Raw genomic sequence first — 13,540 nt, forward strand, 5'->3', positions numbered from 1 at the left:
CTTCATCGGACAGTTCATGGCGACGTATCACCCGACCATGATCCACCACACAAGATCAATTGAAGACACGGCCTAGGGTGCGTCGTCCGGACAGGGCGGGGGCACCAACTCCCGTGCGGCTTCCGGGTCTCGGGGCCCGCCGCGGACGCCCGGGTGCCGCCGGAGAGCTTGTACGAACCACCGGATGGAACCGATCGGCGGGCTTGTAACCTCCTAGGCCATGCCCGGGGGCGACCGGCCCCGAACTGCGTCCAGGGACGAAGCGGATGATCGAGGCGTACGGCCTGACGAAGCGCTACGGCGCCAAGACAGCCGTCTACAACCTGTCCTTCCAGGTACGGCCGGGCACGGTCACGGGCTTCCTGGGGCCGAACGGCTCCGGCAAGTCCACGACGATGCGCATGATCCTGGGGCTGGACGACCCGACGGCCGGCAGAGTCACCATCGGAGGCCACCCCTACCGCCGGCTGCCCAACGCGCCGCGACAGGTGGGCGCTCTGCTGGACGCGAAGGCGGTGCACGGCGGACGGTCGGCGCGCAGCCACCTGCTCTCGCTGGCGCAGCTGTCGGGCATCCCCGCCCGCCGGGTGGACGAGGTGCTCGACGTCGTGGGCCTCAAGCAGGTGGCCAGGAAGCGCTCCAAGGGTTTCTCGCTCGGTATGGGGCAGCGCCTGGGCATCGCCGCCGCCCTGCTGGGCGACCCGCAGGTGCTCCTCTTCGACGAGCCCGTCAACGGCCTCGACCCCGAAGGCATCCTCTGGGTGCGGAATCTGATGAAGCAGCTCGCCTCCGAGGGGCGCACCGTCTTCGTCTCGTCCCACCTGATGAGCGAGATGGCGCTGACCGCGGAGCATCTGATCGTCATCGGGCGCGGGCAGTTGATGGCGGACACGTCCGTCAAGCAGTTCATCGCCCAGAACTCGGTGGGCTTCGCCCGTGTCCGTACGCCCGAGGGCGAGCCGGAGCAGCGGGAGAAGCTGCAGTCCGCGGTGAAGGAGGCGGGCGGCCAGGTCCAGCAGGAGGAGGACGGCGCGATGCGGGTGAGCGGCCTGCCGCTTCCGCAGATCAGCGACCTGGCGCACAGCGCGGACGTACGGCTGTGGGAGCTCTCGCCCCATCAGGCGTCCCTGGAGGAGGCGTACATGCGGCTCACACAGGGCGCCGTGGACTACCGCTCCAGCACCGACCAGCGCGCCGGGCTGCAGATGCAGCCGGCCGCTCAGCCCGGGGTTCCCGCCGGGCCGCAGGGTCCGCCGCCCGTTCCGGGTGCTCCCGGCGGGCCGGTCGGCTGGGGCGCGCCCCAGCCCGGGGCACCCCTCCAGGGCGGACCGCACGCCGGTGCTCCGGGGTTCGGCCCCGCGCCTGCCTACGGCCCCGCGCCGGGCGCCGTCCCCGGTGCCGCCCCGGGCGTCCCCGGCGAGCAGCCCGGCCCGTACGGCGCCGCGCAGGCGCCGGCCGCGGGCCAGGTGTGGCACACGCCGCCGCAGCAGCCGCCCGCGCAGCAACCGCCGCAGCCCCAGCCCGCGCAGGCGCCGCAGCCCGTCCCGGCCGCGCAACCCGATTCCGCCCCGCAGCCCGCTCCCGCGGCGCGCCCGGAGCCCTCCGACGACGCTTCCCGGTCCGACAGCAGCGAGGACGACGCCCGATGACCACCCCCGACCAGCAGCCCCAGCAGCCGCCCCGGAACGGGGAGCACCAGCCGCAGCAGGGCCCTCCGGGGCAGCAGAACGCCGTGGCCCAGCCCCCGCACGGCGCGCCGGGCGGGCCCGGCGCACACGCCCAGGCGGAGCCCCGTACGGACGGCACCGCCATCGCATCGCCGCCCCCGCCGCCGCAGGCACACCCCCTGGCCGGGGGGACCGGGGGCGCCTGGGGCTACGCCTCCCCCATCCCGCTCCGGCGCACCCACCTCGGCCACGCCGTCGCCTCGGAGTGGACGAAGATCCGCTCGGTGCGCTCGACGGTGTGGACGCTCGGCGTGATGTTCCTGCTCACCGTCGGGATCGGCCTGCTCACCGCACTCGGCCTGAGCGGCGGCACGTTCACCGGCATGCCGCTCCTCGCGCCGGGGCTCTTCGGCCTGATGCTCGGCCAGATCTGCATCATCACCCTCGGCGTGCTGGTGATCACCTCCGAGTACGGCACCGGCATGATCCGCACCACCATGACGGCCTGCCCCAACCGGGGCCGGGTGCTCGTCGCCAAGTCGCTGATCTTCTTCCTGCTCGCCTTCTGCATGACGACGGTCGCCTGCACCATCACCGCACTCATCAACTCGGCGCTGCTGAGCGACCAGGAGATCCCGCCCTTCGCCCGGCAGATGGAGGAGTTCGAGGGCTCCATCGAGGCCGGCCGGCTCGTCGCGGACAGCAGCCAGTGGCTCGGGGCCACGGTCGGCGCCGGTCTGTACGTCGCGCTGCTGGGGCTGCTGGCCCTGGCCGTCGGGGCGCTGATGAGGCACTCGGCGGGAGCGATCACCGCCATGCTCGGCCTCGTCCTGCTGCCGCTGGTGATGTCGCTGTTCATGGCGGGCGAGTCGCTGCGCAAGGTCCGCGAGTTCCTCGTGGAGTACTCCCCGCTGAACGGCCTGGCCTCGCTCTACCGCATGCCGATGGCGGGCGAGGACCAGAACGCGACCGGATGGCCGCTGCTGGGCATCCTCGCGGCGGTCACGGCGGTCGCGCTCGCCGCCGCGTACGCCATGCTCAACAGCCGGGACGTCTGACGGTCCGGGCGGGACGTCCGGCGGTACGGCGGGGCGCGCGAAGCCCCGTCGGGCGCCGCGGTCCGGCGGCCTCCCGTCGCTCCTTCCGGCCGGCCTGACGATCCGTCGGTCCGTCCGTGCTCCGACCTGCCGTGACGTCCGCCGGCCGCCGTCCCGTCCGGGCGGTACGCCCTCCCGGCACGCGTAAAGACCCGCGAGAGGGGCACCCCTCCGGCGCGACGACGTGACCGCGCGGACGGAGGTCGGGTGATGGGTGTACGCACCTGGATCGAGAGCTGGCCGGTGTACCGGCAGCTCACCGGGGAGGATCCGCTGGGCCGCGGAGCTGCCGCCACCTCGGCGCGCACACGCGGCTTGCGGCCCAGGACGGAGACCGCCGGGAAGGTCGTGAAGTCGGTCTGCCCGTACTGCGCGGTGGGCTGCGGGCAGAACGTCTACGTCGAGGACGGCGAGGTCGTCCAGATCGAGGGCGATCCCGACTCCCCCGTGAGCCGCGGCCGGCTCTGCCCCAAGGGTTCGGCGACGCTTCAGCTGACGACGGGGGACTCCCGCCGCCACGAGGTGCTCTACCGGCGCCCGTACGGCACGGACTGGGAACGGCTGGATCTCGACACCGCCATGGACATGGTGGCGGAGCGCGTCATCCGCACGCGGCGCGAATCGTGGCAGAGGGAGCACGAGGGTCTGCCCGTGAACCGCACCCTCGGCCTGGCGACGCTGGGCGGCGCCGCCCTCGACAACGAAGAGAACTACCTGATCAAGAAGCTCTTCACGGCCCTCGGCGTGGTGCAGATCGAGAACCAGGCCCGCATCTGCCACAGCTCGACCGTCGCCGGCCTCGGCACGTCCTTCGGACGAGGAGGCGCCACGACGTTCCTGCAGGACCTGCAGAACTCCGACTGCATCGTCATCGAGGGCTCCAACTTCGCCGAGGCGCACCCGGTGGGTTTCCAGTGGGTGATGGAGGCGAAGGCACGCGGCGCCAAGGTCATCCACGTCGACCCGCGCTTCACCCGTACGAGCGCACTCGCCGACCTGTACGTCCCGATCCGGGCGGGCACCGACATCGCCTTCCTCGGCGGGATCGTCAACCACGTGCTGAGCACCGGTTCGGACTTCCGCGAGTACGTCCTCGAGTACACCAACGCGTCCACGATCGTCAGCGAGGAATTCCAGGACACCGAGGACCTCGACGGCCTCTTCTCCGGCTTCGACCCGGAGACCGGCCGGTACGACATGGACAGCTGGCAGTACGAGGGCGGCGGGACGATACAGGCCGCCTCCGGCGAGCGGGACGCGCTGTACGGCGAGCGGACGAAGGGGGCCGGGCGGGACGGGAAGGCCTCAAGCGCGCGCGGCACGCCGCGCACCCCGGCGTCCGCGGGCAAGGCGGAGTCGCACGGCTCGGGCGGTCCGGGCCTCGAAGTGGAGGCGGAGTCGCGACAGGACCGCACGCTCCAGGACCCGCGCTGCGTCTACCAGATCCTCAAGCGCCACTTCGCCCGCTACACCCCGGAGATGGTCGAGGAGACCTGCGGCATCCCGCAGGAGACCTTCCTCGAGGTCTGCCGTGCCCTGGTGGAGAACTCCGGACCCGACCGCACCAGCGAGTTCTGCTACGCGGTCGGCTGGACGCAGCACACGGTCGGCGCCCAGTACATCCGCACCGCCTGCATCCTGCAGCTCCTCCTGGGCAACATCGGGCGTCCCGGCGGCGGCATCCAGGCCCTGCGCGGCCACGCGAGCATCCAGGGGTCCAGCGACATCCCGACCCTGTTCAACCTGCTGCCCGGGTACATCCCGATGCCGCACGCGCACGAGGAGGAGGACCTCGACACGTTCGTGCGGGCGGTACAGGCGGACAAGGGCTTCTGGGGCAACATGCGCTCCTACCTCGTCAGCCTGATGAAGGCGTACTGGGGCGACGCCGCCACCGAGGACAACGACTACTGCTTCGACCACCTTCCCCGCCTCACCGGCTCGCACAGCACCTACGAGACCGTGCTGAACCAGCTCGACGGCGTCTGCAAGGGCTACTTCCTGATGGGCGAGAACCCGGCCGTCGGCTCCGCCAACTCCCGCCTGCAGCGCCTGGGGATGGCCAACCTCGAATGGCAGGTCGTCCGAGACTTCTCGCTCGTCGAATCGGCGACGTGGTGGAAGGACGGGCCCGAGATCGAGACCGGGGAGCTGCGCACGGAGGACATCGGCACCGAGGTCTTCTTCTTCCCCGCGGCCTCGCACACCGAGAAGGCGGGCTCCTTCACCAACACCAACCGGTACGTGCAGTGGCACGAACCGGCGAAGGAACCGGACGGCGAGGCCCGCAGCGACCTGTGGTTCGTGTACCACCTGGGCAAGCGCATCCGGGAGCGTCTCAAGGACTCCACCGACCCGATGGACCGTCCGCTGCTCGACCTCACCTGGGACTACCCGACCGAGGGCCGGCTGGACGAGCCCAGCGCCGAGGCCGTTCTCGCGGAGATCAACGGTTACGGCCCGGACGGCGAACCGCTCTCCGGCTACCAGCAGTTGAAGGACGACGGCTCCACGTCCTGCGGCTGCTGGATCTACTGCGGTGTCTACGCGGACGGCGTCAACCAGGCCGCCCGCAAGAAGCCGCACACGGAGCAGGACTGGATCGCCGCCGAGTGGGCGTGGTCCTGGCCCGCCAACCGCCGCATCCTCTACAACCGCGCCTCCGCCGACCCCGCCGGCAGCCCGTGGAGCGACCGCAAGGCGCTGGTGTGGTGGGACGAGAAGCAGGGCCGCTGGACGGGCCACGACAACGCCGACTTCATCGCGGACCGGCCGCCCTCCTACCGCCCCGAACCGGGCGCCACCGGGCCGGACGCGATCAGCGGCGTCGACCCGTTCATCATGCAGGCCGACGGAAAGGGCTGGCTGTACGCACCGGCCGGGCTCCTCGACGGCCCGCTGCCCACGCACTACGAGCCGCAGGACTCCCCCGTCGCCAACCCGGTCCACCCGCGGCAGCAGCGCAGCCCCGTACGCGAGTTCTTCTCCCGCGAGGGCAACCGCTACCACAACAGCGGAACGGAGCCCGGCTCGGACGTCTATCCGTACGTGGTGACGACGTACCGGCTCACCGAGCACTTCACCGCGGGCGGCATGACCCGCTGGACGCCGTATCTGGCGGAACTCCAGCCGGAGTTCTTCTGCGAGGTCTCCCCCGAGCTCGCCGCGGAACGCGGCCTGGAGCACGCCGGCTGGGCCACCATCGTCACCGCACGCAGCGCCATCGAGGCCCGGGTGCTGGTCACCGAGCGGATGTCGCCGCTGCGGGCGGGCGGCCGCACCGTCCACCAGATCGGCCTGCCGTACCACTGGGGCCGCAACGGCTACAGCACCGGCGACTCTGCCAACGAGCTGACGTCGATCGCGCTCGACCCGAACGTGCACATCCAGGAAGTGAAGGCGCTGACCGCCGACATCCGCCCCGGCCGCCGCCCGCGCGGCCCGGAGCTGCTCCAGCTCGTCCGCGAGTACCGGGAGCGCGGCGGCGTCAGCGAGGCGACAGGAACGGAGGCGCGGGGATGACCGACTCCCTGACCGGCGGCGGCAGCACCGGCGGCTCGCTCGTGGGACGGAACCTGCTCGCCGGCGCGGAGGACGACCCGGCGGGCGACGCCGGCCACACCGGGCACCCGCCGCGCGTCGGCTTCTTCACCGACACCTCCGTGTGCATCGGCTGCAAGGCGTGCGAGGTGGCGTGCAAAGAGTGGAACGCCATCCCGGAGGACGGCCTCGACCTCACCGGGATGAGCTACGACAACTCGCAGGGCCTGGGCGCCTCGACGTGGCGGCACGTCGCGTTCATCGAGCAGAGCAAGCCCCTCGGGCACGCCCACGCCGACGTCGACCACAGCGGTACGGACGTCCTCGCGCTCGCCGCCGAGATCCCCACCGGAAGCGCGGCGGCGCAGCCGCACGCGGCGGGCGCCCCGGACGCGCCGGGCCCGCCCGAGGCCGACGGCCGCACCGAACTGCGCTGGCTGATGTCCTCGGACGTGTGCAAGCACTGCACGCACGCCGCCTGCCTGGACGTGTGCCCCACGGGTTCGCTCTTCCGCACCGAGTTCGGCACCGTCGTCGTGCAGGAGGACATCTGCAACGGCTGCGGCTACTGCGTGCCCGCCTGCCCCTACGGCGTCATCGAGCAACGCCCCCACGACGGCCGGGCGTTCAAGTGCACGATGTGCTACGACCGCCTCGGCGCCGGCCAGGAACCCGCCTGCGCGAAGGCATGCCCGACGGACTCCATCCAGTTCGGCCCTCTCGACGAGCTGCGCGAGCGGGCGGAGGCCCGCGTCACCCAGCTCCGGGAGGCGGGCGTGAGCGACGCCCGGCTGTACGGACACGACCCCGACGACGGAGTCGGCGGCGACGGCGCGTTCTTCCTGCTCCTCGACGATCCGGAGGTGTACGGGCTGCCGCCCGACCCCGTCGTCACGACCCGCGACCTGCCCGACATGTGGCGGCACGCGGGTGCGGCGGCACTGGCCCTGCTGGGCGGGCTCGCGGCCGTCTTCGCCGCGCACGGACGCAGCACAGCGACGACGAGGAGGTTCCGGCGATGAGCGGCGACGCGGACGCCCACCGCGGGCAGGGCGAGGACGTGCGGCACAACGGGCACCGCCCGTACGGGGAGATCTACGAGGACCCGGCGCGGCTGCGGCGGGACGGCAGCATCTCCGACGTGACGAAGGACGGCGTGCGGGGCGAACGCCCCGGCCGGGCGGCGCTCGTCGGCGGACACGACCTCACCGGGGGCCGCGGTGAGCGCGGCGCTGCCGGCTCCGGCGGCAGGCACCGCGGCGGACGGGCAGGGCGCAAGCGCCGCAAGGGCGAGCAACCCATGGTGCCCGAGGCCGAGTTCACCTCGTACTACGGCCGCCCCGTGCTCAACCAGCCGGCGTGGAAGGCGCAGAACATCGCCGGGTACTTCTTCCTCGGCGGGCTGGCCGGAGCGGGATCCGTCCTCGCGGCCGGGGCCGAACTGACCGGCCGGCCCGTGATGGCCCGCGCGCTGAAGGTCTCGTCGGCGGCGTCGATCGCCGGCTCGGCCGCGGCCCTCATCCACGACCTCGGCCGTCCCGGCCGCTTCGTGAACATGCTGCGGGTCTTCAAGCCGACCTCGCCCATGAGCGTGGGCTCCTGGCTGCTCGCGGCGTACGGTCCGGCCGCGGGAACCGCCGGCCTGTGCGCGGCGAGCGGGCGGCTTCCCCGCCTCGGGCGCACGGCGTCGGTGGGCGCGGCGCTGCTCGGCCCGGCGGTGGCGGCGTACACCGCGGTGCTCGCGTCGGACACCGCGGTGCCCGCGTGGCACGACGGATACCGCGAACTCCCCTTCGTCTTCGTCGGTTCGGCCGCCGCCGCTGCCTCCGGAGCTGCCCTGCTGGCCTCCCCGCTCGCGGAGAACGGGCCCGCCCGCACCGCCGCCCTCGCGGGGACGGCCCTGGAGAACGCGGCGGTCAAGACGATGGAGCGCAGGCTGGGCCTCGTCGCAGAGGTCTACCGGGAGGGCGGCGGGGGCCGCTGGATGCGTGCCGCCGAAGCCCTGTCCGCCGCGGGCGCGGCCGGGGCGGCGCTGCTCGCGGGGCGCAGCCGCGTCGCCGCGGGCGTCTCGGGGGCAGCGCTGCTCGCCGCCTCGGCGTGCACGCGGCTCGGCGTCTTCCAGGCAGGGATGGCGTCCTCGAAGGACCCCAAGTACACGGTCGTACCGCAGAGGGAGAGGCTGCGCGCGCGGGAGCGGGAGCAGCAGCAGAGCCGGGCTGGGGCGCGGCACGGCGCCTCGGACGGTGAGGAGGCGCGGGACTGACGTGCCCGCCCTGAGGCACGGCGCCCCCGCGCCCCCCGGGGCCGGGCCACCTGGCTCCGGCAGGTCTGGGTCCGCGGGCTCAGTACCGCGGGGCGTTGCGCGACCGCTGGACGCGCACGCTCCGGCGGTCCCGCGCGTTCCAGCAGGCCTTGTGCCAGTGCCGCCGGTCGTCGACGTCGCCCGTCCGCGGCCAGGCCACCACGTGCGGGACGGCCGGGATCTCCTGGTCGCACCCGGGGCACCGGTAGAGCTTGCCCGTCGTGCCGCCGACGTGGCGCACGGCCCAGTCCTCTCCGCGCCACTCCTCCGTGCGCTCCAGCCCGTACCGCGGGCCCGTCTCGCCGCCGCGGGCGCCGCCCGCGAACGCGGAAGATCTCGGTGCACCGCCACGGGGGCGGTTACGACGCGGGGACACAGGACACCTCGACAGGTCGGAACCGGGGGTCTTCCAGCGTAGCCATGAATCAAGCGGATGCGCGCAGCCCCGCTCAGACGGCGGGCCGTTCTGTCAACTCCCCTGTCACGGGGAGCCGTTCATCGGAAGAATGCGCGCACCAGGCCGTGCCCTTGGCACGTGTCAGCCGTTATTGCCTGTTGGGTGTCCGCAAAGCCCAAGAGGAGGGAGCAGCATGCGAGTTGGAGCTTTCGTGCTGGCCGCGCAGTTCCCCGGGCAGAGCCAGAGGGAGCCGCTGCACCGCGCCGTCCGCACCGCCGAGGTGGCGGAGTCCTCAGGTCTGGACTCCGTCTGGCTCGCCGAACACCATTTCGTGCCGTACGGCGTCTGCCCGTCGGCCGTGACGCTCGCCGCCCTGCTGCTGGGGCGCACCCGCCGCATCGACGTGGGCACGGCCGTCACCGTGCTGCCGAACACCCACCCCGTCGCCCTCGGAGAGCAGGCCGCCCTGCTGCACCTGACCTCCGGGGGGCGCTTCGTGCTCGGCGTCGGAAGGGGCGGCCCCTGGGTCGATCTGGAAGTCCTCGGCGGCGGCCTCGACGCGTTCGAGCACGGCTTTCCCGAATCGCTGGACCTGCTGATGCGCTGGCTGAGCGAAGCGCGCGTGGGCACCGACGGGGAGCGCTACCAGTTCCGGGAGGTCGAGGTCGTGCCCCGCTGCGACGAGCCCCTGCTTCCCGTCGGCGACGCCGCACGGAACGGTCCGCCGGCCCGCCCCGGGGTCGTCGTCGCCTGCACCTCCCCCGGCACGGTCCGTGTCGCGGCGCGGCGTGCCCTGCCGATGCTGCTGGGAATGCACTGCGACGACGGGGAGAAGGCCGAGGCCGTCGCGATGTGGCGCCGTGAGGCGAGGGAGGCCGGACACAGCCTCGAGGAGATCGAACGGACGGCGTCGCTCCACGTCGCCGCCGGGGTGGCCCAGGTCGCGGACGACACCGCGGAGGCGGTCGAGGCTCTGCGCAAGTCCATGCCTGGCTGGTTCCGCACCGGTCTCGGCGCGCACCGCACCGTGGACGGCCGCCAGCGGACGATGCGCGATCCGCACGGGTACACCGATCTGCTGTGCAGGCTGCACCCCGTGGGGACGCCCGGGCTGTGCGCCGACCGGCTGGCGGCGACGAGCGAGCGCACCGGAATCAACCGGTACGCCCTGCTCGTCGAGGGGACGGGCGATCTGGCGGCGACCGAGCGGAACGTGCAGCGGCTGGGCGAAGAGGTCCTTACGCAGCTCCCCTCTGCGCAGTGAGGCCTCCGCCGAGCCTCGGCGTGCCGCCTGCCTGATCGCGGCGTCCGGTCAGCTCAGCAGTCGCGGAGTGTCGGCGACTGGTTCAGCAGCTGCCCCCGGACGGACGTGAAGCGGGCGAGCCGCTCTTCGACCGAGGAGTCCAGCGGGAAGACCGCCACCCGGTGGCAGTTCTGGAAGGCGAGTCGCACACCGAAGTGCCGCTCCAGCGCACCGCGTATCGCGTCGCTGGCGAGTGCGCGCAGCAGCTGACCCCGGGCCTTCTCGTCCGGGGGCGGCGTCTGGTTGTCGGCGAACTCGCCACCGTCCACCTTCAGTTGAGCCACCAGGGAGCTGATCATCTCCCAGGCGAACGGCAGGGAGGAACGGACGCAGTCGACGAAGTCCTTCTCGTCGACTTCGCCCCGTTCCGCCTGTTCCAGCAGTGCCGGTGGGACGTCGAGCGACATGGGGTTCTCCTCTCGCGACCCCTGGGGATATAGGGGTCTGCCTGATGGTTTGGAGGGACCCGTGACGGCGACGCGTGATGACACGATTCCGTACGGCGACACCCCCCATCGTTAACGTTAAGGGGCGGAGAGTGACCGCACCATGCGAATGGGCATACATCCGGCCACAGCCGAACAGGTGGATCAAGGGCGAATCGCATCGGGGGCGTTGCTTCCGCTAGCGTGACCGACCATGCGTCTCGTCATCGCCCGTTGCTCGGTCGACTACGCCGGCAGGCTCACGGCTCATCTCCCCCTGGCTCCGCGTCTCATCCTGGTCAAGGCCGACGGATCCGTCTCCGTCCACGCGGACGACCGCGCCTACAAGCCCCTCAACTGGATGTCCCCTCCGTGCACGGTGAAGGAGTCCGAGGACGGCTCCGACAGCGTCTGGACGGTGGAGAACAAGGCGGGCGAGAAATTGATCATCACGATGGAGGAGATCCTGCACGACTCCTCCCACGAACTCGGCACAGACCCCGGCCTCATCAAGGACGGCGTCGAAGCCCACCTGCAGGAACTCCTCGCCGACCGCATGGAGACCCTCGGGGAGGGCTGGACCCTCATCCGCCGCGAGTACCCCACCGCGATCGGCCCCGTCGACATACTCGGACGCGACGACACAGGCACGACCGTCGCCGTGGAGATCAAGCGCCGCGGCGAGATCGACGGCGTCGAGCAGCTCACGCGCTACCTCGACCTCCTCAACCGCGACCCCCGTCTGGCCCCCGTCAAGGGCGTGTTCGCCGCCCAGGAGATCAAACCGCAGGCCCGTGTCCTGGCCACCGACCGCGGCATCGGGTGCGTCACTCTCGACTACGACTCGCTGCGGGGCATCGAGGACGACCGGCTGCGCCTCTTCTGAGGCCCGCGGGCCCCGGCCCGGCTCATGCCTCCGGGCCCGGGGTCATGCCTCCCGGGGTCCGGGCCGCCGTCGCGCTTGTCGTACGTCCATACGCTCATAAGAGGTATGTGCACCCCTCGTCGCGCACGGCTCGGGCCTCCGCGCCCCTCGCGGAGCTACCGTCCGAGGCTGTCTGCGCCTGGGACGGCCCCGGCGCCCTCGGAGCCGGAGGTGTGCGGTGCGGATTCTGCTCGTGGCCAGCGCGTTCAACAGTCTCACCCAGCGCGTGCACGCTGAACTGGCCGACCGGGGCCACGAGTTGGACGTCGTCGTGGGAGGTGACGACGAGGCCCTGCGCTCAGCCGTACGCCGTCACGCCCCCGAACTGCTCCTCGCGCCCATGCTGAAGACGGCGATTCCCCAGGACGTGTGGTCCGCGCACACCTGTCTCATCGTCCATCCCGGTCCGCCCGGCGACCGCGGTCCGTCCTCTCTCGACTGGGCGGTGGCGTCGGGGGTGCGGGAATGGGCGGTCACCGTGCTGGAGGCGGAGGCGGAGATGGACGCGGGGGACGTGTGGGCCTCCGTCCCCTTCCGGATGCCCGGCGACGCGGCCCCCGGCAAGAGCGACATCTACCGCAACGAGGCCGCCGACGCGGCGGCGGCCGCCGTGCACCTGGCCGTCGGGCGCTACGAGTCGGGCGACTTCAAGCCCCGGCCCCAGCACGCGAGCGGTGCCGAGGTGACCGTGCGCCCGTACTACAAGCAGGACCGGCGCCGTATCGACTGGGCCGCCGACCCCGCCGCCGACGTTCTCCGGAAGCTGCGGGCGGCCGACTCGCAACCCGGCGTGCTCGACGAGCTGTTCGGCGAGGAGTGGTTCCTCCACGGCGGCCGTCCCGAGGACGAACTGCGCGGCGCCCCGGGGGAGATCGTGGCCACGCGCGCCGGCGCGATCTGCCGTGCGACGAGGGACGGGGCGGTGTGGATCCCCGAGCTCAGGCCCCGGCGCGCACCGGGCGGCCCGCGCCCGGTGAAGCTGCCGGCGGTGCGGGCGCTGGGACGGCGCCTGCCGGCCGTGCCGGAGGTGCCCGCTCCGCTGGCTCTGCCCGCGGAGCGGCGGACCTGGACGGACGTCCGGTACGAGGAGAGGGGCGAAGCGGGCCGCCGGGCCGGCTTCCTGTGGTTCTCGTTCCCCGGCGGCGCGATGAGCACCGGCCACTGCCGCCGCCTTCTCGCGGCCTACCGGCACGCCCTCTCCCGTCCCACGTCGGTGCTCGTCATCAGCAGCCCCCGCGACTTCTTCTCCAACGGCATCCACCTCGGGGTCATCGAGGCCGCGGAGGACCCGGCACTCGAATCGTGGGAGAACATCCAGGCGATGGACGACCTGGTCGAGGCCCTGCTCCGGACCACGGACCGCCTCGTGGTCGCGGCGCTCGGCGGCAACGCGGCAGCGGGCGGAGTGATGCTCGCGCTCGCCGCGGACGAGGTGTGGTGCCGTGAGGGGGCGGTGCTGAACCCGCACTACCGGCTCATGGGGCTGTACGGCTCCGAGTACTGGACCTACACCCTGCCCCGACGGGCCGGGGAGGCCGCCGCCGCGCGGCTCATGCGCGAGGCGGCACCGGTGAGCGCGGCGGCCGCCGTGGCGGCGGGGCTCGTCGACCGCCTCGTTCCCGCCGCCCCGCAGGACTTCGCCGCGGTGACCGCCCGGCTGGCGGCGCGTGAGGCACGGGACCCGGCCCTGGCAGGGCGCGTCGCGGGCAAAGCGGCGGCCCGGCGGAGGGACGAGGCCCACAAGCCGCTCGCGGAGTACCGCAGGGAGGAACTGCGCGTCATGCGGGGCCAGTTCTTCGACCCGGACGAGCCTTACCACGCGCTGCGGCGGGCGTTCGTGCGCAAGGAAGGGCGCGGCGCCGTACGCCCCGCGACGTGAGTCCG

General features: G+C 72.6%; 10 protein-coding genes. 8 read left to right on the forward strand and 2 right to left on the reverse strand.

Annotated features, from left to right (window positions below):
- Positions 1 to 266 precede the first annotated feature (266 nt).
- From IEY56_RS13120 to nrfD, 5 genes are all read left to right on the forward strand, one after another.
- Positions 267 to 1,649: an ABC transporter ATP-binding protein gene (locus IEY56_RS13120; RefSeq protein WP_189037355.1), complete on the forward strand. Its 1,383-nt coding sequence runs from the start codon at positions 267 to 269 to the stop codon at positions 1,647 to 1,649.
- On the forward strand, positions 1,646 to 2,725 hold the full coding sequence (locus tag IEY56_RS13125; RefSeq protein ID WP_189037356.1) for an ABC transporter permease subunit: 1,080 nt from the start codon (positions 1,646 to 1,648) through the stop codon (positions 2,723 to 2,725). The genes IEY56_RS13120 and IEY56_RS13125 overlap by 4 nt, the downstream gene beginning before the upstream one ends.
- A 249-nt stretch (positions 2,726 to 2,974) precedes the next feature.
- Positions 2,975 to 6,286 carry a formate dehydrogenase gene (fdh, locus tag IEY56_RS13130; RefSeq protein WP_189037357.1) on the forward strand — a complete coding sequence of 1,104 codons (3,312 nt, stop codon included), beginning with the start codon at positions 2,975 to 2,977 and terminating at the stop codon, positions 6,284 to 6,286.
- On the forward strand, positions 6,283 to 7,326 hold the full coding sequence (locus tag IEY56_RS13135; RefSeq protein ID WP_189037358.1) for a 4Fe-4S dicluster domain-containing protein: 1,044 nt from the start codon (positions 6,283 to 6,285) through the stop codon (positions 7,324 to 7,326). The genes fdh and IEY56_RS13135 overlap by 4 nt, the downstream gene beginning before the upstream one ends.
- A complete protein-coding gene (nrfD, locus tag IEY56_RS13140) occupies positions 7,323 to 8,567 on the forward strand; it encodes an NrfD/PsrC family molybdoenzyme membrane anchor subunit (RefSeq protein WP_189037359.1) in 1,245 nt (414 codons plus the stop codon). Before IEY56_RS13135 ends, nrfD begins: the two co-directional genes overlap by 4 nt.
- A 79-nt stretch (positions 8,568 to 8,646) precedes the next feature.
- Here the strand turns inward: nrfD and IEY56_RS13145 are convergent, their stop codons facing one another.
- Positions 8,647 to 8,982, reverse strand: a complete 336-nt coding sequence (locus IEY56_RS13145) for an Rv1322 family protein (protein WP_189037360.1) — start codon at positions 8,980 to 8,982, stop codon at positions 8,647 to 8,649.
- A 214-nt stretch (positions 8,983 to 9,196) separates the two neighbouring features.
- On the opposite strand from IEY56_RS13145, the gene IEY56_RS13150 reads away from it, so the two are divergent.
- Complete coding sequence (locus IEY56_RS13150) at positions 9,197 to 10,267, forward strand: LLM class flavin-dependent oxidoreductase (protein WP_189037361.1); 1,071 nt, start codon at positions 9,197 to 9,199, stop codon at positions 10,265 to 10,267.
- A 53-nt stretch (positions 10,268 to 10,320) separates the two neighbouring features.
- Here IEY56_RS13150 and IEY56_RS13155 read toward each other — a convergent pair whose 3' ends face one another.
- Positions 10,321 to 10,713 (reverse strand): SCO5389 family protein, encoded by a 393-nt coding sequence (locus IEY56_RS13155; RefSeq protein WP_189037362.1) that lies wholly within the window; start codon positions 10,711 to 10,713, stop codon positions 10,321 to 10,323.
- A 232-nt stretch (positions 10,714 to 10,945) separates the two neighbouring features.
- On the opposite strand from IEY56_RS13155, the gene nucS reads away from it, so the two are divergent.
- Positions 10,946 to 11,617 carry an endonuclease NucS gene (gene nucS / locus IEY56_RS13160; RefSeq protein WP_189037363.1) on the forward strand — a complete coding sequence of 224 codons (672 nt, stop codon included), beginning with the start codon at positions 10,946 to 10,948 and terminating at the stop codon, positions 11,615 to 11,617.
- 217 nt (positions 11,618 to 11,834) lie between these two features.
- Positions 11,835 to 13,535, forward strand: a complete 1,701-nt coding sequence (locus tag IEY56_RS13165; RefSeq protein WP_189037364.1) for an enoyl-CoA hydratase-related protein — start codon at positions 11,835 to 11,837, stop codon at positions 13,533 to 13,535.
- Positions 13,536 to 13,540: the final 5 nt, after the last annotated feature.

Source organism: Streptomyces daqingensis (genome assembly GCF_014645895.1).
Lineage (GTDB): Bacteria > Actinomycetota > Actinomycetes > Streptomycetales > Streptomycetaceae > Streptomyces > Streptomyces daqingensis.